The organism is Halorubrum sodomense, from assembly GCF_900111935.1.
GTDB lineage: Archaea > Halobacteriota > Halobacteria > Halobacteriales > Haloferacaceae > Halorubrum > Halorubrum sodomense.
This window is the reverse complement of sequence record NZ_FOYN01000001.1, coordinates 1-22,528: the sequence shown is the minus strand read 5'-3', so window position 1 is coordinate 22,528 and position 22,528 is coordinate 1. Positions and strand designations below refer to the sequence as shown.

Sequence of the window (22,528 nt, the reverse complement as noted above, 5' to 3'; positions counted from 1 at the left end):
TCACATGGACGAAGGAGATCACACACCGCGGGCCGACGGCGGCACCGATCCGGACGACGACGAGACGGATCACAGCAGCGACTCCGACCCAGGCGACTCCGGTGTCGGTAACTCCGACACCGACGACCCTGACCTCGAAGATTTCCACCCCGACGATCCGACGGGATCCGACCGCGACCTCGGTGACCGCAACACCGACGCGGGATCGGAACTCGGTCAATCGGGCACCGACCTGAACCAATCAGACGACAATCTGGACCAATCGGACTCCTCGAGCGACGCTCGACCCGAAACGGCGGGGCTCGACAACGGCGGTCGCGACCGGTCGTCGCCCGACGTCGACTTCGACGGCGTCGTCCTCGACGACGACGAGGACAGTCAGGGCCTGTTCGACGACCTCCTCTCCGGTGAACCGATCTTCGAGAACAAGGAGGTCCTTCGTCCCTCGTACACCCCGCACGAGCTCCCGCACCGCAACGACCAGATCAACCGGATGGCGACCATCCTCGTCTCCGCGCTCCGCGGCGAGACCCCGTCGAACATCCTCATCTACGGGAAGACGGGGACCGGCAAGACCGCCTCGGCGAAGTTCGTTTCCCAAGAGCTCGAGTCCACCTCCCAGAAGTACGACGTTCCCTGCGAGGTCGAGTACATCAACTGCGAGGTGACCGACACCCAGTACCGCGTCCTCGCCCAGCTCGCGAACACGTTCATCGAGGAGAACCAGGCGGTGATCGCCGACCGCTTAGAGCGGCTCGAAGGCCTCCGCGAGGACGCGACGGACGCCGAAGGAAATCCGATCGGCGACGCCACCGCCGCCCTCGCCGCCACGGAGTTCGACTCTGTCGACGAGCTCGACGACCGGATCGAAACCCTCGAAGACGACGCCGACGAGATGGAGGAGGTCCCGATGACCGGGTGGCCCACCGACCGCGTTTACTCCACGTTCTTCGAGGCGGTCGACTACCACGAGCGCGTGGTCGTGATCATGCTCGACGAGATCGACAAGCTCGTCGAGAAGAGCGGCGACGACACGCTGTATAACCTCTCGCGGATGAACTCCGAGCTCGACCGCTCTCGGATCTCGATCATGGGGATCTCCAACGACCTGAAGTTCACCGACTTCCTCGACCCCCGCGTCAAATCGAGCCTCGGCGAGGAGGAGATCGTCTTCCCGCCGTACGACGCGAACCAGCTCCGCGACATCCTCCAGCACCGCGCCGACACCGCGTTCAAACCCGACGCGCTCACCGACGACGTGATCCCGCTCTGCGCCGCCTTCGCCGCGCAGGAACACGGCGACGCGCGACGCGCGCTCGACCTCCTCCGCACCGCGGGCGAGCTCGCGGAGCGCTCGCAGGCCGAGATCGTCGCGGAGAAACACGTCCGACAGGCCCAGGACAAGATCGAACTCGACCGCGTCGTCGAGGTCGTCCGCACCCTCCCCACCCAGAGCAAGATCGTCCTGTTCGCCGTCATCCTCCTCGAAAAGAACGGCGTCCACAACATCAACACCGGAGAGGTGTTCAACATCTACAAGCGGCTCTGCGAGGAGATCGACGCCGACGTCCTGACCCAGCGGCGCGTCACCGATCTCATCAGCGAACTCGACATGCTCGGCATCGTCAACGCCGTCGTCGTCTCGAAGGGACGCTACGGTCGGACGAAGGAGATGGGCCTCTCCGTGCCGGTCGAAGAGACCGAGGCGGTGCTCCTGTCGGACTCGCGGCTCGGCGACATCGAGAACGCGCAGCCGTTCGTTCAGGCCCGGTTCGACAACTGACACCGGTCGACGCACCGAGCGCTACGCCGCGGGGCTCGACGCCGTGAGGCCAGGTCTCACCGCCGGGAGGGCGCTCCCGACCGTCCGCGTTATCGCCTCGTTCAGCTCTACCTGCCCCGTCGCGATCAGCCGGATGTATCCGAGATACGGGACCCGGAGGCGGGCCACCCCCTTGATCCATTCCGCTTTGACCGGCGGCGAGAGACCGCTGGCCTGGTCGTAGGCCCCGTTGTTGTCCCCGAGCGTGATGTACCCGTCGTGCGGCGCCGGACAGTTAGCGAGCGATCCGCAGCCGATGGCGTCGTGGTAGCGCTCGTCGGCGCGGTCGTACCAGTTCTCGCCCTCGGTAACGTGGAACATGGCTCGGTGGATGATCGGGGACCCGGTCCGCCCCGGAGGCGCGTATATCATCACCGACCCGTAGGAGCCGAACGTGCGGTAGTCGACCTCCTGGCCCACCTGGTAGGTGACGACGCCGACGCCGTTTTCGGCCGCATCCGGCGCGAGCCTGCCGGGCTCGGTGACGAACACTAGGTCGCCGACCCGCATGTTCGGCTCCATGCTCCCCGACTCGACGGCGACCATTGGCGGCCACACGCCGCTGACGCCGAACAGCAACAGTCCGATCAGGAGGACGACACCGACGCTCGCTAACATCTCCCGGATCCACATCAGCGCGCCCTCCCGGTCGTGACGGAACCGGTGTAGAAGCGACTCGTCGGCGGTCGTCGTCTCTTCCGTCTCGAACGCGGGACCTCCCACCGATTCCGGTGCGCCCTGCGCTTCGCTCCCGATGTCGGATTCGCCGGAAACAACGGCTCCCCCGGATGATTCGGGCTCGTCCCCGAGGTCGACTTCGCGCCCGGTCTCGGGACCGTCGCCCGAGCCACCGGAGACCGCGCGGTCGGATTCGTCGGGAACCCCGTCATCCGACCCATCGGATGTCGCCCCCGAGTGATCTTCGGTCCGCTCGTCTCGACCGGCCGACCAGTCGGTGTCTGTCGGCCGATCCCCTTCGTCCATTACGTCGCCTTTGGAGGGTTCCGTTCATAAGCTTCCGGGTCGCGCGGATTCGCCCTCGCTCGCGGCCCCGCGCGTTCGCCCCTCCGACGCCTCCGGAACGGTTTTGCCCGCGACCCTCCTTTCGGGTATCGTGCCGCTGGAGTCGAACGCGCGGATCGCGAAAGCCCTCGCCGAGCGCGGCTACAACGCCGAGCGCGAGGCGGTCACCCTCCTCGCGGGCGCGGCCGACCCGAGCGCCGCCGTCGCGGCCGCCGTCGACCGCGCCCCGGACGACGCTCTCCGGATCACCGCCGACCACGTCCGCGATGCGATCGACGGGACCGGCGAATCGACCGCGTCCACCGACAGAAACGGAAGATCTCCAGTTGAAACAAGGGGGTCTGCGGAGACCGAATCCCCGGAGACCGAGGCCGCCCCGGGGGGCGCGACGAACAACGCTATCGACGCCGCGGCCGCCGACTCCCCGCCCGCCGACGCCGCGACCGCCGACTCCCCGCCCGCCGATCCCGTAACCGACGATTCCGAGCGCTCCCGCGACCCCGACCTGCGCGACCTGGAGGTCGGCAACGACATGACCGGCCGGAGCACGGGGACCGGCGAGTACGCCGACTTCGTCACGACGTTCCGCGACCGCTACGAGCGGCTCTCGAAGATCCTCCGCGGCCGCGTCAACCACCGGCCCGCGGAGGCGATCGCGGACATGCCGGGCGGCAGCGACGCCGCGATGATCGGCCTCGTCAACGACGTGCGCTCCACGAAGTCCGGCCACTGGCTGATCGAGTTAGAGGACACGACCGGGACGTTCCCCGCCCTCGTGATGAAGGACAAGGGCATGGCCGACGTCGTCGACGAGATCCTGTTAGACGAGTGCGTCGCGGTCGAGGGGACGCTCGCGGACGACGCCGGCATCCTCTTCGCGGACTCGCTCCACTTCCCTGACGTTCCCCGCACTCACCGTCCGGGCGGGGCCGACCGCCACGTCCAGGCCGCGCTGATATCCGACATCCACGTCGGCAGCGACGAGTTCCTGGCCGACGCGTGGCACAGCTTCACCGACTGGCTCCACACGCCCGAGGCCGACCCGGTCGAGTACCTGCTGCTCGCGGGCGACATGGTCGAGGGCGTCGGCGTCTATCCCGACCAGGACGAGGAGCTCGAGATCGTCGACATCTACGAGCAGTACGAGGTCTTCGCGGAACACCTCAAGGAGGTGCCGGCCGACACCGATATCGTGATGATCCCGGGCAACCACGACGCGGTCCGCCTCGCGGAGCCGCAGCCCGGGTTCGACGACGAGATCCGAGAGATCTTGGACGTCCACGACGCGCAGATTGTCTCGAACCCGGCCACCGTCTCGGTCGAGGGCGTCGAGGTGTTAATGTACCACGGCGTCTCGCTCGACGAGGTGATCGCGGAGCTTCCCGAGGAGAAGGCGAGCTACGACGAGCCGCACAAGGCGATGTACCAGCTGTTGAAGAAGCGCCACGTCGCGCCGCAGTTCGGGGGCCACACGCGGGTCGCGCCCGAGGAGCGCGACTACCTCGTCATGGAGGACGTGCCCGACGTGTTCCACACCGGCCACGTCCACAAGCTCGGCTGGGGGAAGTACCACAACGTCCTCGCGGTTAACTCCGGCTGCTGGCAGGCACAGACCGACTTCCAGAAGTCCGTCAACATCGACCCCGACGCCGGCTACGCGCCCATCCTCGACCTCGACACCCTCGACATGACGGTCCGTAAGTTCTCGTAGGGCGGCGCGTCCGCCGGGCCGCGTTCCGAGCCGCCCGCGACCGCTACCGGTCGATCTCTACCCGCCCGCTCGTCGCGTCGTTGAGGCGCTCGCGAAGCGGGTCGACCTCCGCGACCGGCACCCGAAGGTCGAACCGGACGCGCTCGCCGTAGTCGGCGTCGAACTCGACGCCGGTCGACTCGATCACGCCCCTGACCGTCCCGGAGTCGTCGTACTCGGTCTCGACGACGAGAGTGCGGTGGGGCCGCTCCTCGATCACGCCGGCGCCGTCGATCCCTTCCTTCACCGCTCGCGAGTAGGCGCGCGCGAGCCCGCCGACCCCGAGGTTCGTCCCGCCGTAGTACCGCGTCACCACCGCGGCGACGTTCCGGACCTCGCGCTGCTGGAGGACGTTCAGCGCGGGCTTGCCCGCGGAGCCGGTCGGCTCGCCGTCGTCCGACGAGTACTCCCTGAGCATCGGCTCCGAGCCCGGTGCGCGCTCCGAGGGCTCGCCCGCGGGCACCCGGTACGCGGGCACGTTGTGGGTCGCGTCGCCGTACTCCTCGCGGATGTCCGCGACGAACGACTCCGCCGCGTCGACCGTGTCGACGGGGGCGACGTGCCCGAGGAACTCCGAGCCGCGGACCTCGAACCGCGCGGTCGCGCGCTCGGCCACCGTCCGATACGCGCCGGTCACGACGGCTCCTCCTCGGCTTCCTTCTTTTCCCTCTCGTCCGGCTCCTCTCCTCGCCGCCGCTCGACGGCGACGCTCGTCGGCGGCGCGAGGCGGTAGAGCGCGAGGTAGGCGCCGACGCCGACGATCTCGACGATCACCGCGACGACCGCCAGCGGCTCCGCCGCCAGCGCCGCGGCCGCGTCGCCCCCGTGCCATGCGAGGAACCCGCCGAGGAACGCCCCGAGCGTCCCCGCGCCGAGCGCGTACAGCCGCCGGTACTCCCCGCCCCGGAGGGTCGCGACGGCGACCGCGGCCGCGAGCGCGCTCCCCGCGAGGAAGAAGTAGGGACGCGCGTCCGGCGGCGATCCCAGCCGCGGCCACGCCCACAGCAGGTGGACCGCCGCGGCGACGACCGTGGCCTGGACGGCGATCCCGCGCAGCAGTCGCTTCTTCGGGGTGTTTCGCCCTCTTGCGTCAGTTCCGCCCACGGGGTCCGGCTCGGGGCTCGGGTCGCGCTCGTCGCTCATCTGGTCACCCCCGTCGAATCGGCGCTCACTCCCACGGGTGGTTCCCGGGCGCGTCGGGCCAGAGGGGGTACCAGTAGGACTCGTCGTCCTCTAAGCCGAGCTCCCCGTCGAGGACCGACTGGAGTTTGAACTCTATCCGCTGGTTCCGGTCGTTCGTCCCCCGCGGCGCGAACGGGTAGTACGCGCCGCGCCGGAACGAGTAGATCCAGTAGGCCGGACCGTCGTCGTTCTCGAAGCCGAACACGGCCGCGAGCAGCCGCGACCCGAACCCCTCCTCGATGAACTGGTCGGCGGCGAAGTGGACGCTGGTCACCAGGTCTTCCGGGTCGTCGTCCTCTAAGACGAACCACTGGTAGCCGTGGTCGTCCTCGTGGCGGTGAAAGCCGGTTCCGGTCTCTATCTCGCCGGCGTCCAGAATGGCCTCGACGGTCTCGACCGCCTCGTCGAAGCGGGTGCTGTCCATCCCGGAGAAGCAGAGCGCGGCCTCCCCGCAGTGGTCGTACCGGAGGTCAGCCTCCATCGTCATGTACGCGGTCGACATCCCGAAGAGGTCCTCGGGGTCCGCGTCGCGGGTCGCGTCGGTCTCGGCGCTCGTCCCGAGCACGGCCCGGATCGTGTCGAAGATGCCCATCTGGTCTGGACTACGGACGGCGGGGTTTAGGGCGTTTCTCTCGGCGGGTCCGCGTCGCGTCTCGGCGGTAGTCGAATCTCCGTCGCGTCTCCCCGGCGAGTCACTCCTCGCCGTCGACCCGATCGAGATACGTCAACACGCCGCGCGCGTTCAGGCTCGTGTTCGCCCTGGCGCGCTCGGGGTTCCAGTAGTCGACGTCGCGGCTCGCCGCCTCGAAGTGGTCGACGACCGCCTCGTCGTCACCGAGTTCGGCGCGCTTCTCGCGGACGCGCTCGACCCACTCGACGTACGCCCGCTTCGCCTCGCCGATCAGGTCCGCGTCGCAGTCCCGCGGGCCGAAGTGGCCGAAACAGAGCGTGTTCGGGTCGATCTCCTCGATCAGTCGGATGTCGTCGAGGCACTCCTCGAAGTCGAACTGCGGCGGCGGCGTCGTCGGGGTCACCGCGTCGACCTCGGGGACGTAGATGCCGGCGGCGTCGGCGGCGAACACGACGCCGGCGTCGGGGTCGTGATAGATCGCGTGGTGGGGCGCGTGACCGGGCGCGTCGTGAACGACGAGCTCGCGGTCGCCGAGGTCGATCCGGTCGCCCCCGCTCACCCCTTCGATCCGATCGTCGGGGATCGGTTTCGGCTCCGCGTAGTACTCCCACTGGTCTCCGACCGCCGACTTGGTGCCGTCGACGAGCGCCCCCGGGTCGACGAGGTGCCGGACGCCCTTCTCGGGCACCCGGACCGCCGCGTTCGGGTACCGCGCCGCGAGGTAACCCGCCCCCCCGGCGTGGTCGAGGTGGGCGTGAGTCGGCAGGATCCACGCGAGCTCCTCGCGGTCGATCCCGATCGCCTCGATGCTCTCGAAGAGGGCCTCCCGGTTCGCCCCCGTCCCGGTGTCTATCACGATCGGTCGCTCGGCGTCGTACACGTAGACGGCGCCGTACTCGTCGGTGTCGAACATGCCGGTGTCGTGGACGTACAGGTCCTCGACGCCCCGGACCGGTTCGAACTCGCCTGCGCGCATACCGGACGAGGAACCCGGGGGCACTTCTAGCGATCGGTCCGCGGTCCGGTCCACAGGGGGTTCCGCCTCGCGTCTCGCCTCCCGACGCGTGTGGCTCCGACCGCCCTCCGCGCGGGCCGGGGCTTATGGTCGTTCCGCCCCACGAGACGGTATGCGAGTGCTCGTCACCGGCGCGACCGGATTCGTCGGGAGCCGACTGGTCCCGACGCTTCTGGCGCGCGGCCACGACGTGGTCGCGCTCGTCCGCGACGCCGACGGCTACGACGCGCCCGAGGGCGTCTCGGTCGTCGAGGGCGACCTCCTGGAACCGGAGACGCTCCCGCCCGCCTTCGAACTCGACGGCGAGGCGGTCGACGCCGCGTACTACCTCGTCCACTCGATGGACGGCGGCCCCGGGTACGAGGAGCGCGACCGCAACTGCGCGACCAACTTCGCCGCGGCCGCGTCCGAGGCGGGGATCGACCGGATCGTCTACCTCGGCGGGCTCGGGGAGGACCGCGAGGAGCTCTCCGAGCACCTCCGGTCGCGCCGCGAAGTGGAGCGGATCCTCGCCGAGGGCGACCCGGCGCTCACGACGCTCCGGGCCGCGATCATCATCGGCGCCGGCAGCGCCAGCTTCGAGGTGATCGCCGGGCTCGCGCGACGGCTCCCGGTGATGGTCACCCCGAAGTGGGTCGACACGCTGTGTCAGCCGATCGCGGTCGCGGACGTGATAGCGTACCTCGCCGGCGTCCTCGGCGTCCCCGAGACCGCGGGCGAGACCTTCGAGATCGGCGGGCCGGAGGTGTTGACGTACGCCGAGATCCTCCGCCGGACCAGGCGACAGCTCGGGGGCGGGCTCCGGATCGTCAGGGTGCCGGTGTTGAGCCCGGGGCTGTCCGCCCGGTGGCTTCGACTCGTCACCGACGTGAACCCGTACCTCGCCCGCTCGCTGGTCGAGGGGCTCCGCAACACCGTGATCGTCGAAGACGATCGGATCCGCGAGTTCGTCGCCGTGGAGCGGACCCCCTTCGAACTCGCGGTCGCGCGGGCGCTGACCGAGTCGCGAGGTTCCGAGCGATCCCGACTGAGCGCGCTCCCCGGGGTCTCCTCGTGAGCCGCAACTACGGCGAGACGTGGGTGTACGAGAGCCTCGTCGGCGGGATCCCCGGCCTGGGGATCTCCCGGACGCTGGCGGTCGCGATCCAGTTTGCCCTCTTCGAACTGGGGGTGGTGACGCTCGGCTGGTACTACGGGACCTGGAACGCCGTCGCCGCCGGGACGGTCGCCGTCGTCGTCGCCGCCGTCGGGAGCGTCGAGATGCACCGACTGGGCGCGAAAAACCGGCTGCTCGGGACGCCCCCCGAACACAAGCGGCTGCTGTTCGGGTCGAGCATCGAGATCGTGTTGGGCGTGCTGGCGTTCATCGCGCTGGTGACGTACCTGTTCGCGTGGGACGGCACACTCATCGATCGGCTCTTCGGCCCGGATCCGCCGATTCCGGTCGTCTACCTCACGCTGCTCGTCCTCTGGGATCTCACGTACCGTATCGGCACCTCGTGGTGGAGCGCTGTCGTCGCGCTGTGGCGCGCGGTCCACGTCGACCTCCCGGCCGACGAGCGGTCGACGGTCCGTCGACTCGACGCCGAGAATATCGGCTTCTCGGCCGTCCAACTCGCGCTCGTGCCGTTCCTGCTCACCGAACCGGTGCTGCTCGGCGCGGTGGTGGGTCACGTCGTCGCGGTCGCGGTCGTCTGTACGGCGGCCATCCTCCTCTCGTGAGCATCACGACGTCGCTCGCGAGCGTCGGGACCGGCGGCGTTCGACCGATCGCTATCGATCGCTATCGAGAGTCGAGTCGTCGCTAGCGGCGTTCGAGAACGGAATCAGAAGGCGCGGCGCCCCAGCGGCCGCGTCACTTCTCTTGAAGCTCTTCGAACTTGTCGAGGAGTGCCTCCGTCGAGTCGCCCGAATCGTATGTCAGGGACCCGGAGTACTCGGGCCGCTCCGCGTCGAAGTCGGCGTCGACTTCGCTGGTCTTCTTCTCGCGACGCTCGTGTTCCGCCTCATCATAGGCACCTATTGACATGGTACAGTCACACTTGGCCGTTTCCTGTAATATACCTGTCGCCAAAAGCATCATAAACCGTGAACGTCCGGGTCCGCCCACCGGAATCGATTAACCTCGGGGCGTGATACCACACGTCCGTGGCACAACCGCTCCGTTTCAGGCGTTCGCCCGGTCGGTGGGGTCCGGACCGAGTCCGTTCGCAGATCGGCCGACCGCTCGACGAGAGCCTCGGAGCGACCGCCGGCGCCCCGTGGTTCGCGCCGCCCCCCGATTACGAGGCGCGCCGGTTCGACATGGACGACGGGTCGTTCGCGCTGTTCTGCTGGACCGGCGACGACGCGGACCCCCCGCCCGACGCCGACGGAGGGCCGACGGGGTACTGGCTCGGTAACACGGAGACGCCGAGCGAACTCTGGCGGACGGACAAGTACGGCTTCGACGAGGTTCCGTACCCGGTCTCGCGGTGGGCCCAGCGGGAGCTGCTCGCCGGGCTCCACGACGACGAGCCGTGGCTTGCCGACTACCCGCACGTCTCGTGGTACTTCCTGCCCGTGTTCTGCTCGAAGGACGGCGCGGAGACGAGCCGTGCGTTCTTCCGCGAGCACGCGGCAGGGTTCCCGGACGCGACCCGCGAGTCGGGGACCGGATTCGTCGAGGAGACCCTCCGGCCGGGGACGCTCGACGACTACCGCGAGGTCATGGCCGGGAAGCTCGGCACCTCCGCCTCGCGGGACCTCGTCCGGATGAGCGCGGCGATAGCCGAGTTCACCGCGGCCCGGATCCTCACCGAGGCGAGCTACGAGGTCACCCCGGAGATCGAGGTGACGACGGGCCACTCGCTCGACTTCCGCGCGACGGACCCCGAGACGGGCGCCGGCCGGCTCGTCGAGGTGACGCGCCCGCAGCCGACCGCCGGGCGCTCCGCGAGCGACCCCGTCGCCGCCGTCCGCGACACCGTCGAGACGAAGACGAGCGGGCAGCTCGCGGCCCACGCGGGCGGCGTCACGCTGTTCGTCGACTGCTCGTCGTTCCCGGCCGACGAGTGGGCGGCCGTGCGCGAGGCCGAGCCCGCGGTCCGTCACAAGCCAGCGGTCGTCTACCGCGCCGACCCCGGCGGCTCGATAGAAGGGTATCAGCAGGGGTCGGTCCCGCTCGACCTCTCCGGGGCCGTCGACCTCGACCCGTAGCCGCGTCGCTCTGCGGGACGGGACGCTCCGCGATCGGCCTTCGAAAACGGGGGTACGGACTCCGGTCGGTTCGGCGCGTCAGAACGAGACCGGCGAGGGCCCCTCCTCCGCGTCGGTGGTCGGGTCGCGGTCCGAGTAGAACCGGCGACCGACGCCGCGGTGACAGACGCCGGCGCGGATCGCGGTGAACACGTCCTCCGCGTCCTCGAACGTCTGATCGCCGAACCGCTCCAAGACGTCGCCGAGCCGCTCGGACCCGTTCGCGAGCTCTACGGTCGCGTTGCCGTGAGCCGCGATGATCTCCTCAGAGGTGGTCGGGTACTGGTGCCGTTCGAGTCGGTCGTCGACGCCGTTCAAGCGCATCAACGGACGGAAACCGCCGACGGTTCTTAATGATTGTCCATGTACGACCTTAGTCGGAGGGAATACCTTATACTGCCTTATATTCGATCTTTCCCGGCCGCGGTCGGGACCGCCGCCGCTTAGTGTCGGGCGCGGCTATTCGCCTTCATGCCCGTCGATTCCGTCGATTCCGACGCCCCCGGCGATCCCGTCGTCGCCGACCTTCACGCGCACACGACCGTCTCGGACGGGACTCTGACCCTCGACGAGGTGCCCGCGGCCGCCCGCGAGGCGGGCGTGGACTGGGTCGCCGTCACCGACCACGACCGGATCCACCCCGGTCTCGACGCGCCGGTCGTCGAGCGCGACGGCGTCCGGATCGCCCGTGGGATCGAACTCCGCGTCGACGCCGGCTTCGAGCGCCTGGACCTCCTCGGGTACGGCGTCGAGCACACCGACGCGCTCGACGCGGAGATCGACCGCCTCCAGCGCGACCGCCGGGAGCGCGGCGCCGCGATCCTCGAGTCGGTCGAGGACCGTCTCGGCGTCGACCTCGACGTCGAGCCCCGCGCCGGACTGGGACGACCGCACATCGCCCGGGCCATCGACGCGTCCGACGCGCCCTACGACTACGCCGAGGCGTTCGACGAGCTGATCGGGAACGACGGTCCCTGCTACGTCGCCCGCGACGTGACGCCGCTCGACGAGGGGCTCGACCTGCTCGCGGACGCCTGCGCCCTCGTCGGGCTCGCGCACCCGTTCCGGTACGACCGCGTCGACGAGGCGCTCGGCGTCGCCCGCGACCGCGACGCGGTCGAGGCGGTCGAGCGCTTCTACCCGTACGACCGCGCGGTCGACGACGCGCGGATCGACCGCCTCGCCGCTGAGAACGATCTGCTCAGAACCGGCGGGACCGACGCGCACGAGCGGACGCTCGGCGTCGCCGGCCTGACGGTCTCTGCGTTCGACCCCGTCCGCGAGCGACTGCCCGAGCCGGTCTCGGTCGAGGAGCTCGCGGCCGGAGACCCTCCCGCCCCGGCCGCCTCCGACGAACAGGATTAAGCCCGCCCCGAACGGAGTGGCGCGTATGCGGTGTCACTACTGCGACCGGGAGGCCACGTACGAAGCGGAGCAGCGCGGCGTGGTCGTCGGCCTCTGCGAGTCCCACTTCAAACAGCGCGTCGAGGAGCTCGCGGAGTCGGACGAGCTCACGGCGCTCCGCGACCGGATCGACATCGAGTCGTCCGAGTAGCCGCGGCGCCCGGATCCCCTCCCCGTCGAGCGACCCCTCTCACCGTCGAGCAACCGCCGAGCCGGCCGAGTCCGAGCCGACCGGAGCCGAGACGAACGCTAAAAGGCCGCGCGGGACCAACCGGTCGGTATGGACCTCACGGACCGGCCGCGCCGCCTTCGAACCGACGGCGTTCGCCCGCTCGTCGCCGAGACCGACCTCTCGGCGTCGGACCTGGTCGCGCCCGTCTTCGTCGACGCGACGACCGACGAGCGCGTGCCCATCGAGACGATGCCCGGCCACGAGCGCGTCCCGGTCGACGAGGCGGTCGACCGCGTCGCGGAGATCCGCGAGACCGGCGTCGAGGCCGTGATCCTCTTCGGCGTCCCGGAGTCGAAGGACGCGTCCGGGAGCCGCGCGTACGCCGACGACGGCGTCGTCCAGCGCGCGACACGCCGTCTCTCCGCCGAGACGGACGTCACCGTGATCGGCGACGTCTGCCTCTGCGAGTACACCGACCACGGTCACTGCGGCGTGATCGAGGAGACCGCCGAGTCGGACCCGACGCTCACCGTCAAGAACGACGAGACGCTCGACCTCCTCGCGCGCACCGCCGTCTCGCAGGCCGACGCGGGCGCGGACGTGGTCGCTCCCTCGTCGATGACCGACGGACAGGTGAGAGCGATCCGCGAGGCGCTCGACGCCGCGGGCCACGAGGACGTCGCCGTCCTGAGCTACGCCGCGAAGTACGAGTCCGCCTTCTACGGCCCGTTCCGCGACGCGGCCGACGGCGCGCCCGCGTTCGGTGACCGCCGACACTACCAGATGGATCCCGCGAACCGCCGCGAGGCGCTCCGGGAGGCGCGGCTCGACGCCGAGCAGGGGGCCGACGTGTTGATGGTGAAGCCCGGGCTGCCGTACCTCGACGTCGTCGGCGACCTCCGGCGGGAGTTCGACCGCCCCATCGCCGCGTACAACGTCTCGGGCGAGTACGCGATGCTCCACGCCGCCGCGGAGAAGGGGTGGCTCGACTTGGAGGCGACCGCGCTTGAGTCGCTCACCGCGCTCAAGCGCGCGGGCGCGGACCTGATCGTCACGTACTTCGCCGAGGACGTGGCCGATCACTTGTAAATAGAGCCGAGTAAGGGCGACACGCTTCCTCAATCATTCACCCCGGCGCGCGCCTGCGAGCGGCCGGAGCGAAGCGGAGGCCGCGAAGCAGCGCGTGCGAGGGACGCGGCGAACGCGAGCGGCGAAGCCGCGAAGCGTGAGCCGCGAGGCTGGGGAGGGGTGAGGTGCTGTGCGGAGCGGCGCGGGGCGGGACTCAAAGGGGCAGCCGCGAGGGCGAAGCACGGCGACGGAAGCACCGCAGCGAGGGAGCGTCAGCGACCGAGCGACCGAGGAGCGTGGTTCGAGACGCCGAAGGCGTCTCGTCATCGCCAGAAATCGGAGATTTCTGGCTAGCAGTCAGAACGCTCCGCGTTCTGACGACATCACGAAAGGCGCGGAGCGCCTTTCGAACGACACCGAGCCGCGCGAGCCGTCGTGGCTGGGGCTTTGGAAGTGTTCTCCCTCGACACACAGCAACCTCTCGGATCTCGAACCCTCTACACCACCTGTTCGCCGTCGTCGTCGTACACTTCGATGGCGTCGACCGGGCAGACGCGCGCCGCGAACTTCGCGTCGAACTCCTCGCCGTCGGGCACCTCGACGACGAACAGGTCCTCCTCCTCCTCGGTGCTCCCCTTCAGGTCGGCCTTCCCGTCGTTCAGGTCCTTCTCGAAGGCGTCCCACTCGGCGACGCACTGGAACATCCCGACGCAGGTGTCGCGGTCGAACTCGACGTACATGACCACCGGTTCGGCGAGCCGATACAAAGCGGTGGCGACGAGAGGGGCGAAAGTCCGGTCGATTTGGATTCGCTGACAGGCCACCGGAGAACCGCCCCTTTGAGTCCCGCCCCACACCGCACCTCACGCCTCCCCAGCCTCGCGGCTCGCTCGGGGCTCCCTCCGGTCGCCCCTCACTCACCGCGTCCCTCGCGCGTGCGACTCACGGCCTCCGCTTCGCTCCGGCCGCTCGCAGGCACGCGCCACCGCATTCGGTTTGTCAGTCAATCGCGAGACGTACTACCGGTCTCGCGCGCGTCGACCGCCCTTTTTAAATCTCGCAGGGACCGATCCTCGCCCATGCCCACCGTCTGGCTCGTCGACCGGCAGTTCGACTCGAAGGGGCTCGTGCGGCTCACCTACGCCACGGAGGACGGCGAGCGGATGCACACGAAGGAGCTGGCCGAGCAGCGGCTCGTCACGGGCGACGGGATCACCGCGGGCCGCGAGGTCGAGGAGAGCGCGCTGGGCGAGAGCCCGGCGGACGAGGTCGAGCGGTTCGCGTCCGAGGCGTCGAAGATGGCGGCCGAACACGACCTCGACGACACGGTCTGACCGGCTTTCCACGCACCTCACCGCACCTCGCCGCGCCTGACCGCGCAAAGCCGCCCCACACAACCGAGTCCGTTAAGGGGGAACCGGCGGAACGTGTGCGTGAAATGCCCAGTGGTGAGTACGACCCCGACGCCGTCGAGCCGCGCTGGCAGCGGCGGTGGGTCGACGAGGAGACGTACGCCTACGACGACGACGATCCGACCGATCCGAACACCGTCTTCTCCATCGACACCCCGCCGCCGACGGTATCGGGGAGCCTCCACATGGGCCACCTGTACGGGTTCACCCTCCAGGACTTCGTCGCCCGCTTCGAGCGGATGAACGGCGGCTCGACGTTCTTCCCGTTCGGCTACGACGACAACGGCATCGCCTCCGAACGGCTCACCGAGGACGAACTCGACATTCGCCACCAGGAGTTCGAGCGGCGCGAGTTCCAGGCGAAGTGCCGGGAGGTCTGCGCGGGGTACGAGGAGCAGTTCACCGAGAACGTCCAGTCGCTCGGGGTCTCCGTCGACTGGAACCACACGTACCAGACCATCGAGCCGCGCGTCCAGCGCGTCTCCCAGCTGTCGTTCGTCGACCTCTACGATCAGGGCCGCGAGTACCGCGAGAAGGCCCCCGCGATCTGGTGTCCCGAGTGCGAGACCGCCATCTCGCAGGTCGAGACCGAGGACGACGAGCAGGGCAGCCACTTCAACGACATCGCCTTCGGCGTGTCCGGCAGCGACGAGGAGTTCACCATCTCGACGACGCGCCCCGAGCTCCTCCCGGCCTGCGTCGCCGTGTTCGTCCACCCGGACGACGACGAGAATCAGGGCCTCGTCGGGGAGTCCGCCGAGGTCCCGCTGTTCGGCCACGAAGTCCCGATCATCGCCGACGAACGCGTCGACATGGAGACGGGCTCCGGGGTCGTGATGTGCTGTACGTTCGGCGACCAGAACGACATCGAGTGGTACCAGGTCCACGACTTAGACCTCCGGGTCGCCATCGACGAGTCCGGGCACATGACCGACGTCGCCGAGGGGTACGAGGGACTACACTCCTCGGAGGCCGGCGAGGCGATCGTCGAGGACCTCGAAGAGGCGGGCGCGCTGTTAGACCGCCGCGACATCACCCACACCGTCAACGTCCACGAGCGCTGCGGGACGAGCGTCGAGTTCCTCGTCACCGAGCAGTGGTACGTCGAGATGCTCGACAAGACGGACGAGTACCTCGAGGTCGGCCGGGAGATGGAGTGGTCCCCCGAGAAGATGTTCACCCGGTACGAACACTGGGTCGAGGGGCTCCAGTGGGACTGGCTCATCTCCCGCCAGCGCTCCTCGGGCATCCCGTTCCCCGTGTGGTACTGCGAGGACTGCGGCGAGGAGATCATCGCGGAGAAGGCGGACCTGCCGGTCGACCCGCTCTCGGACGACCCGCCGGTCGACGCGTGTCCCGAGTGCGGACACGAGGCGTTCGAGCCGGAGGACGACGTGCTCGACACGTGGGCCACCTCCAGTCTCACCCCGCTCATCAACGCCGGCTGGGACTGGGACGAGGAAGCGGAGGAGTTCGCGATGGAGCGCCCCGAGCTGTACCGGTTCGACCTCCGGCCGCAGGGCCACGACATCATCAGCTTCTGGCTGTTCCACACCCTCGTCAAGTGCTACGAGCACACCGGGGAGGTCCCGTTCGAGGAGACGATGATCAACGGGCACGTCCTCGACGAGAACCGCGAGAAGATGTCGAAGTCCGTCGGCAACGTCGTCGAGCCGGAGGAAGTCCTCGATGAGTTCCCGGTCGACGCCACGCGCTACTGGGCGGCCGGCACCGCCGTCGGCGACGACTTCCCGTTCAAGGAGAAGGACCTCCGCGCGGGCGAGAAGCTGATCCGGAAGCTGTGGAACGCCTCGAAGCTCGTCGAGTCGCTCGCGCCGGAGCCGTTCCCCGAGGAGCCCGACGACGGGCTCCGCGAGCTCGACCGCTGGCTGCTCGCCGAGCTCGACGCCGAGGTCGAGCGGCTCACCGAGCTGCTCGACGACCGCGCGTTCTCGAAGGCGCGCGACGAGCTCCGGAGCTTCTTCTGGAACACGTTCTGCGACGACTACCTCGAGATCGCGAAACAGCGCGAGGACGACGCCGCGGCGTACGCGCTCCGGACCGCCCACCGCCGGTTCCTGAAGCTGTTCGCCCCCCTCCTCGCGCACGTCACCGAGGAGCTGTGGCACGACATGTACGCCGACGCCGTCGCGGACGCGACCGCCGCGGACGCGACCGCCGCGGACGCCGACCCAACCGCCCTCGCCGACGGCGCGAGCGAGTCGATCCACCTTACGGACTGGCCCGAGCCGCTCGGGATCGAGGCCGACCGCGACGCGGGGACTGCCGCCACGGCCGTCGTGGGCGCGCTCCGGAAGTACAAGAGCGAGAACCAGCTCCCGCTCACCGCCGCGCTCGACGCGGTGGAGGTGTACGCCGACGTGCGCGGGTTCGAGGACGACATCACCGGCGTGATGCACGTCGACGACCTCGCGGTCCACCCCGACGGCGACGCGCCCGTCGAGACGGTGATCACGGGCATCGACCTCGACTACGCCACCGTGGGGCCGAAGTACGGCGACCAGGTCGGTGACATCGAGGCCGCCTTAGCGCAGGGGGAGTACGAGATCGACGGCGACGAGCTTCACGTTGCGGGCGTCACGCTCGTCGACGACGAGTTCGCGGTCGAGGAAGAGCGGCAGTACCGGGGCGAGGGCGAGCTGCTTCAGGCGGACGACGTCGTCGTCATCGTCCGCAACGACGCGTAAGATCCCCCCCCCCTTCTCTTCGGTTTCTCCCTCGGTCACAGGTCCGCGCCGACGGCGTCCTCGACGGAGTCGAACCCGTCGCGTTCGAGCAGTTCGACGAGTCCCTCGTTGACGTCGCGCGCGAGTCCCGGTCCCTCGTAGACGAGTCCGGTGTACACCTGGACCAGCGAGGCGCCCGCCCGTATCTTCTCGTAGGCGCCCGCGGCGTCGGAGACCCCGCCCACGCCGATCACCGGCACGTCGGTGCGCTCCGCCACAAACCGGACCCGCTCCGTGGCGAGCGACTCGATCGGCTTCCCCGAGAGGCCGCCGCGTTCGGCCCGATTGTGGCTCCGAAGCGAGTCCGGCCGCGACGTCGTCGTGTTGGTGGCGATGACTCCGTCGAGGCCGAGGTCGTCGACGACTCCCAGCGCGTCCTCGACGGCCGGCTCCGGGAGGTCGGGGGAGAGTTTCACGAGCAGCGGATCCGCGCCGGCGTCGTCGAGCGTCCCGAGGATTCGCTCCAAGGCCTCGCGGTTCTGTAGCTCGCGGAGCCCCGGGGTGTTCGGGCTGGAGACGTTGACGACGAAGTAGTCGCCCGCGTCCGCGACGCGCTCGTACGTGTACAGGTAGTCGTCCGGGGCCTCGTCGAGGGGCGTCGACTTCGACTTCCCGATGTTGATCCCGACGGGCACCTCCGGGAGGGGGTCGCGGTCGAGGCGCTCACCGACCCTGTCGGCCCCCTCGTTGTTGAACCCCATCCGGTTGACGAGCGCCTCGTCTTCGGGCAGTCGGAACAGTCGCGGGCGCGGGTTTCCGGGCTGTCGCTCGGCGGTGACGCCGCCCACCTCGACGTGGCCGAAGCCGAGCGACGCCAGCGCCCGCGGGACGCGCGCGTTCTTGTCGAACCCGGCGGCGACACCGACCGGATTCGGGAAGGACGACCCGACCGCGTCGACCGTGAGCCGCTCGTCGTCGACGACGTATCGATCAGCGAGCGCGGAGCCGACGGGCGTCCCCTGAACGCCGCCGAGCAGTCGATGAATCAGTCCGTGTGCGGTCTCCGGCGGAAGCCGGAACAGCGCCGGTTTCAACAGGTCGTACGCGCCCATCGTCTGACCCTCGTCACGAGCGACAATTAATCCGCCGACAGCGGTCCGCGTGGCGGTCGCTCGGCGGTAAAACCGTATCGAACTCCCGCGGTCCGCGTCAGAAGTCGTGTTCGAGCTGGTCGGGATTGGCGTCCGCCTTCTGAATGATTATCTTCCCGTCTCGGACCCGGACGAACACCTCGTCGCCGATCTCCATGCCGGCGACGGCGAGTTCGTCTTCATGGAGGTTCACGTGGACGTTGTGGTACTCCCCGTCGTCGTCCTTGGCGCCACTGGGGCTGAGCTTCTTTTTGCGGACCATCGCGGGTGTGCTTGTCGCCCTTCGCCATAGCAGACACATAAGTGTTGTTTACGCGTACTCGGGCTCCGGCGAGTCGCGCGCGTGCCTCGAAAATCCCCGCCCGAACCCCGAACTGGCCTGTCGCGCGCGCCGAACGCTCCTGCGAATCGCCGTCGATCGACCGTCTCCCTCCCGCGCTGGGCCCCAAACCGCCAGCCGCCGCCGAGGTAGTATATAAAAATTGTGGCTCACAGCTTTCATTTCCCCGATATATTTATTACACACTGTGTGCTGGTGTCACACGGAGGCAAAACCATGGTACGTGAAGACGGTAAGCGAAACTTTGCCCTTCGAGAGGAAGACGGATCGGAACCGAGCGAGTTCTCGGGAAACATGCCGCGTCAGGCGGCGCTCAAAGCGGCTCGAACCCTCGAACCGGCGCCCTCTGAGGAGGAGGCGCAGCGAACGACGCTCCGCCTCCGAGAGAAGGGGACCCAGAAGGTCCACGAGTACGAGGGGTGGGCCTGGAAGGACAGCGCCCCCGAAGTCGACGAGGCGGACGACGAGTTCTGGCTCAACGACCTCGACGACATCACCAAGGCCAACGTCTCGAAGCAGGGTATCGAGTACATCGACGAGGAGTAGCTCTCCGGGCGCTCCGATCCAGATCTCTCGTTTTCGACGCCGAGTGACCGGAACGCCCCGGACATGATCACCGTGTCGACCCACAGACGCTGTCTCAGACAGATCCCTCTCCGTTCCGGATCGATCCGGTCAGTTATCCCGCCTCTTCCGGCATGAAATCGCATGACGTGGCGCCGGTAGTTCGACGGGGTTAAGTACAACCCAGGCATTCGAAGAAATGCGAAGAACGCATCGCGGACTCGGGCCGTTCAACCCGGCCCGGTTTCGCTGGACCCGTACCGTTCCGATGGGTTTATGACCCGTCGCCCGGTACGTTCAGGTCCGCGAGAGATGAGGATCACGCCCCCTGCGCTCCGGCGTAAGCGGTGATCTGATGTGAGCCGTGGTCGTTCGGTGTCATCCAAGTCGCTGGCTGGCCCGGACACCACACAGACCAATGCAATGGTGTGTCAACACTACGTTGACACCCGCCAACACCCCCTTCAGGCCGGGAATCAGGCCTGAAGGATATTCATTCCGGTTGATCCTGCCGGAGGCCATTGCTATTGGGATCCGATTTAGCCATGCTAGTCGCACGAGTTCACACTCGTGGCGAATAGCTCAGTAACACGTGGCCAAACTACCCTTCGGAACACAATACCCTCGGGAAACTGAGGCTAATAGTGTATCCCATACCACCACTGGAATGAGTGGTATGCCAAACGCTCCGGCGCCGAAGGATGTGGCTGCGGCCGATTAGGTAGACGGTGGGGTAACGGCCCACCGTGCCAATAATCGGTACGGGTCATGAGAGTGAGAACCCGGAGACGGAATCTGAGACAAGATTCCGGGCCCTACGGGGCGCAGCAGGCGCGAAACCTTTACACTGCACGACAGTGCGATAGGGGGATCCCAAGTGCACAGGCATAGCGCCTGTGCTTTTCGGCACCCTAAGGCGGTGCCAGAATAAGGGCTGGGCAAGACCGGTGCCAGCCGCCGCGGTAATACCGGCAGCCCAAGTGATGGCCGATCTTATTGGGCCTAAAGCGTCCGTAGCTGGCCGCGCAAGTCCATCGGGAAATCCACCTGCTCAACAGGTGGGCGCCCGGTAGAAACTGCGTGGCTTGGGACCGGAAGGCGCGACGGGTACGTCCGGGGTAGGAGTGAAATCCCGTAATCCTGGACGGACCGCCGATGGCGAAAGCACGTCGCGAGAACGGATCCGACAGTGAGGGACGAAAGCCAGGGTCTCGAACCGGATTAGATACCCGGGTAGTCCTGGCCGTAAACAATGTCTGCTAGGTGTGGCTCCCACTACGAGTGGGTGCTGTGCCGTAGGGAAGCCGCTAAGCAGACCGCCTGGGAAGTACGTCCGCAAGGATGAAACTTAAAGGAATTGGCGGGGGAGCACTACAACCGGAGGAGCCTGCGGTTTAATTGGACTCAACGCCGGACATCTCACCAGCATCGACTGTGGTAATGACGATCAGGTTGATGACCTTATCCGAGCCTCAGAGAGGAGGTGCATGGCCGCCGTCAGCTCGTACCGTGAGGCGTCCTGTTAAGTCAGGCAACGAGCGAGACCCGCACCCTTACTTGCCAGCAGTACCGCGAGGTAGCTGGGGACAGTAGGGGGACCGCCGTGGCTAACACGGAGGAAGGAACGGGCAACGGTAGGTCAGTATGCCCCGAATGTGCTGGGCAACACGCGGGCTACAATGGTCGAGACAAAGGGTTCCTACTCCGAAAGGAGACGGTAATCTCAGAAACTCGATCGTAGTTCGGATTGTGGGCTGCAACTCGCCCACATGAAGCTGGATTCGGTAGTAATCGCGTGTCATAAGCGCGCGGTGAATACGTCCCTGCTCCTTGCACACACCGCCCGTCAAAGCACCCGAGTGAGGTCCGGATGAGGCGTGCCACGCACGTCGAATCTGGGCTTCGCAAGGGGGCTTAAGTCGTAACAAGGTAGCCGTAGGGGAATCTGCGGCTGGATCACCTCCACCGACCCGAGACCTCCCACACGGGAGGCTCACCTTACGACCGTCACCACGACGGTCACTACTCATTCGCACTGGTCTGTGTCCCGTCCGTCCACCCACCGGCTTGGACACCGCAGAACGACCACGGCTCACACAACACACCAGACCTTCCCCACGCGGGAAGGTGGGCTCATAGCTCAGCGGTAGAGTGCCTCCCTTGCAAGGAGGATGCCCTGGGTTCGAATCCCAGTGAGTCCATGTCCGTTCGGTCCGAATCCGTCCCCTTATATGGGAGACGCGACTCGGATCGAACACGACGACCGATGCACCATCCCGGGAAACCGCGGATGGGAAGGGTTCGACGAACGCCCCGTCACACCCGGGGCGATTCAATGACAACCGTGTATACGTGCGATCCAGACGTCCACTGAACTCATCCGAGTTCGTGGAACGTCAGTGAACCATATACAGTCGGAATACTCTGACGAGTATTTCTGACACCGTCAGCACTCTCTTCGGAGAGTTGGCTGACACACTACTGGCTACTGTGCCAGCTGGTGAATGGCTCGGCTCGAGAGCCGACGACGGACGTGCCAAGCTGCGAAAAGCTCGTGGGACCCGCATGGAGGGTACGAACACGAGATCTCCCAATCGGAATCCGTTCAACAATTGCCACGCGCAATAGGGAACGCCCTGAATTGAAACATCTCAGTAAGGGCAGGAAAAGAACGCAACAGCGATGTCGTCAGTAACCGCGAGTAAACGCGACACAGCCCAAACCGAAGGTCTTCGGACCAATGTGGTGTTCGGGTTGACAACCAAATCTCGACAACTCATCTGAAGTCTCCTGGAACGGAGCGTGAAACAGGGTGACAACCCCGTACGATGGGTCAGTACGGATGGCGTCAAATCCAGAGTAGCAGGGGTCGGATATCCTCTGTGAACATTCCAGGCATCCCCTGGAAAGGCTAAACACTCCTCGAGACCGATAGCGAACAAGTAGCGTGAGCGAACGCTGAAAAGCACCCCGAGAAGGGCGGTGCAATAGGGCCTGAAATCAGCTGGCGATCGAGCGACAGGGCGTACAAGGCGTCTCTCAAAACGACCGAAGAGCGATCCTCTAGTAG

At 67.6% G+C, this 22,528-nt stretch carries 21 protein-coding genes, 1 tRNA gene and 2 rRNA genes; 14 read left to right on the top strand and 10 right to left on the bottom strand.

The annotated features are described in order from the left end of the window. Nucleotides 1–4: 4 nt before the first annotated feature. Nucleotides 5–1,783: a Cdc6/Cdc18 family protein gene (locus tag BM286_RS00110; protein ID WP_092919234.1), complete on the top strand. Its 1,779-nt coding sequence runs from the start codon at nt 5–7 to the stop codon at nt 1,781–1,783. Between the two features lie 21 nt (nt 1,784–1,804). Here the strand turns inward: BM286_RS00110 and BM286_RS00105 are convergent, their stop codons facing one another. After that, nucleotides 1,805–2,806 (bottom strand): S26 family signal peptidase, encoded by a 1,002-nt coding sequence (locus tag BM286_RS00105; RefSeq protein ID WP_092919232.1) that lies wholly within the window; start codon nt 2,804–2,806, stop codon nt 1,805–1,807. Nucleotides 2,807–2,936: 130 nt separating this feature from the next. Here BM286_RS00105 and BM286_RS00100 point away from each other — a divergent pair, with 130 nt between their 5' ends. After that, entirely contained in the window at nt 2,937–4,556 is a 1,620-nt protein-coding gene (locus BM286_RS00100) for a DNA-directed DNA polymerase II small subunit (protein WP_092919230.1), read from the top strand. 43 nt (nt 4,557–4,599) lie between these two features. On the opposite strand, the gene BM286_RS00095 is transcribed toward BM286_RS00100, so the two are convergent. The 4 genes from BM286_RS00095 to BM286_RS00080 all read right to left on the bottom strand — a co-directional run bounded on the left by BM286_RS00095 (nt 4,600) and on the right by BM286_RS00080 (nt 7,384). Then, on the bottom strand, nt 4,600–5,232 hold the full coding sequence (locus tag BM286_RS00095; protein ID WP_092919228.1) for an IMPACT family protein: 633 nt from the start codon (nt 5,230–5,232) through the stop codon (nt 4,600–4,602). Beyond that, on the bottom strand, nt 5,229–5,738 hold the full coding sequence (locus BM286_RS00090; RefSeq protein ID WP_092919226.1) for a hypothetical protein: 510 nt from the start codon (nt 5,736–5,738) through the stop codon (nt 5,229–5,231). Before BM286_RS00090 ends, BM286_RS00095 begins: the two co-directional genes overlap by 4 nt. Before the next feature lie 25 nt (nt 5,739–5,763). Further along, on the bottom strand, nt 5,764–6,369 hold the full coding sequence (gene pspAB / locus BM286_RS00085; protein WP_092919224.1) for a PspA-associated protein PspAB: 606 nt from the start codon (nt 6,367–6,369) through the stop codon (nt 5,764–5,766). A gap of 100 nt (nt 6,370–6,469) precedes the next feature. After that, nucleotides 6,470–7,384: an MBL fold metallo-hydrolase gene (locus BM286_RS00080; protein WP_092919222.1), complete on the bottom strand. Its 915-nt coding sequence runs from the start codon at nt 7,382–7,384 to the stop codon at nt 6,470–6,472. Nucleotides 7,385–7,535: 151 nt separating this feature from the next. Between BM286_RS00080 and BM286_RS00075 the strand changes: the two genes are divergently transcribed. After that, the gene (locus BM286_RS00075) at nt 7,536–8,480 is read left to right on the top strand and encodes an NAD(P)H-binding protein (RefSeq protein ID WP_092919220.1); all 945 of its coding nucleotides are present in this window, start codon (nt 7,536–7,538) and stop codon (nt 8,478–8,480) included. Beyond that, nucleotides 8,477–9,145, top strand: coding sequence for a DUF7530 family protein (locus tag BM286_RS00070; protein ID WP_092919218.1), 669 nt, complete (start codon nt 8,477–8,479; stop codon nt 9,143–9,145). The genes BM286_RS00075 and BM286_RS00070 overlap by 4 nt, the downstream gene beginning before the upstream one ends. A gap of 133 nt (nt 9,146–9,278) precedes the next feature. On the opposite strand, the gene BM286_RS15365 is transcribed toward BM286_RS00070, so the two are convergent. Continuing rightward, nucleotides 9,279–9,452: a DUF5786 family protein gene (locus BM286_RS15365; protein ID WP_167603275.1), complete on the bottom strand. Its 174-nt coding sequence runs from the start codon at nt 9,450–9,452 to the stop codon at nt 9,279–9,281. A gap of 119 nt (nt 9,453–9,571) precedes the next feature. On the opposite strand from BM286_RS15365, the gene BM286_RS00065 reads away from it, so the two are divergent. Beyond that, the gene (locus BM286_RS00065) at nt 9,572–10,621 is read left to right on the top strand and encodes a DUF5784 family protein (RefSeq protein WP_092919216.1); all 1,050 of its coding nucleotides are present in this window, start codon (nt 9,572–9,574) and stop codon (nt 10,619–10,621) included. A 78-nt stretch (nt 10,622–10,699) separates the two neighbouring features. Here the strand turns inward: BM286_RS00065 and BM286_RS00060 are convergent, their stop codons facing one another. Next, nucleotides 10,700–10,984: a DUF5789 family protein gene (locus BM286_RS00060; protein ID WP_092919214.1), complete on the bottom strand. Its 285-nt coding sequence runs from the start codon at nt 10,982–10,984 to the stop codon at nt 10,700–10,702. A 147-nt stretch (nt 10,985–11,131) separates the two neighbouring features. On the opposite strand from BM286_RS00060, the gene BM286_RS00055 reads away from it, so the two are divergent. From BM286_RS00055 to hemB, 3 genes are all read left to right on the top strand, one after another. Then, nucleotides 11,132–12,025: a PHP domain-containing protein gene (locus tag BM286_RS00055; RefSeq protein ID WP_092919212.1), complete on the top strand. Its 894-nt coding sequence runs from the start codon at nt 11,132–11,134 to the stop codon at nt 12,023–12,025. 25 nt (nt 12,026–12,050) lie between these two features. Beyond that, nucleotides 12,051–12,215 (top strand): DUF6757 family protein, encoded by a 165-nt coding sequence (locus tag BM286_RS15360; RefSeq protein WP_167603279.1) that lies wholly within the window; start codon nt 12,051–12,053, stop codon nt 12,213–12,215. 129 nt (nt 12,216–12,344) lie between these two features. After that, nucleotides 12,345–13,325, top strand: a complete 981-nt coding sequence (hemB, locus tag BM286_RS00050) for a porphobilinogen synthase (RefSeq protein ID WP_092919210.1) — start codon at nt 12,345–12,347, stop codon at nt 13,323–13,325. Between the two features lie 476 nt (nt 13,326–13,801). On the opposite strand, the gene BM286_RS00045 is transcribed toward hemB, so the two are convergent. After that, nucleotides 13,802–14,044 (bottom strand): ferredoxin, encoded by a 243-nt coding sequence (locus BM286_RS00045; RefSeq protein WP_092919208.1) that lies wholly within the window; start codon nt 14,042–14,044, stop codon nt 13,802–13,804. 339 nt (nt 14,045–14,383) lie between these two features. Here BM286_RS00045 and BM286_RS00040 point away from each other — a divergent pair, with 339 nt between their 5' ends. Both BM286_RS00040 and BM286_RS00035 read left to right on the top strand, forming a co-directional pair. Beyond that, on the top strand, nt 14,384–14,638 hold the full coding sequence (locus BM286_RS00040) for a hypothetical protein (protein ID WP_092919205.1): 255 nt from the start codon (nt 14,384–14,386) through the stop codon (nt 14,636–14,638). Nucleotides 14,639–14,742: 104 nt separating this feature from the next. Further along, a complete protein-coding gene (locus BM286_RS00035; RefSeq protein ID WP_092919203.1) occupies nt 14,743–17,424 on the top strand; it encodes a valine--tRNA ligase in 2,682 nt (893 codons plus the stop codon). Nucleotides 17,425–17,459: 35 nt separating this feature from the next. On the opposite strand, the gene BM286_RS00030 is transcribed toward BM286_RS00035, so the two are convergent. Continuing rightward, a complete protein-coding gene (locus BM286_RS00030; RefSeq protein ID WP_092919201.1) occupies nt 17,460–18,515 on the bottom strand; it encodes a quinone-dependent dihydroorotate dehydrogenase in 1,056 nt (351 codons plus the stop codon). Between the two features lie 97 nt (nt 18,516–18,612). Beyond that, on the bottom strand, nt 18,613–18,816 hold the full coding sequence (locus BM286_RS00025; RefSeq protein ID WP_092919199.1) for a hypothetical protein: 204 nt from the start codon (nt 18,814–18,816) through the stop codon (nt 18,613–18,615). A gap of 294 nt (nt 18,817–19,110) precedes the next feature. Here BM286_RS00025 and BM286_RS00020 point away from each other — a divergent pair, with 294 nt between their 5' ends. From BM286_RS00020 to BM286_RS15765, 4 genes are all read left to right on the top strand, one after another. Then, nucleotides 19,111–19,440, top strand: a complete 330-nt coding sequence (locus BM286_RS00020) for a non-histone chromosomal MC1 family protein (RefSeq protein WP_092919197.1) — start codon at nt 19,111–19,113, stop codon at nt 19,438–19,440. Between the two features lie 513 nt (nt 19,441–19,953). Next, nucleotides 19,954–21,423: ribosomal RNA gene (locus BM286_RS00010) — 16S ribosomal RNA — on the top strand. Nucleotides 21,424–21,587: 164 nt separating this feature from the next. Continuing rightward, nucleotides 21,588–21,659: transfer RNA gene (locus BM286_RS00005), tRNA-Ala, on the top strand. A 275-nt stretch (nt 21,660–21,934) separates the two neighbouring features. After that, nucleotides 21,935–22,528 (top strand): 23S ribosomal RNA (locus BM286_RS15765); the annotation flags it as partial.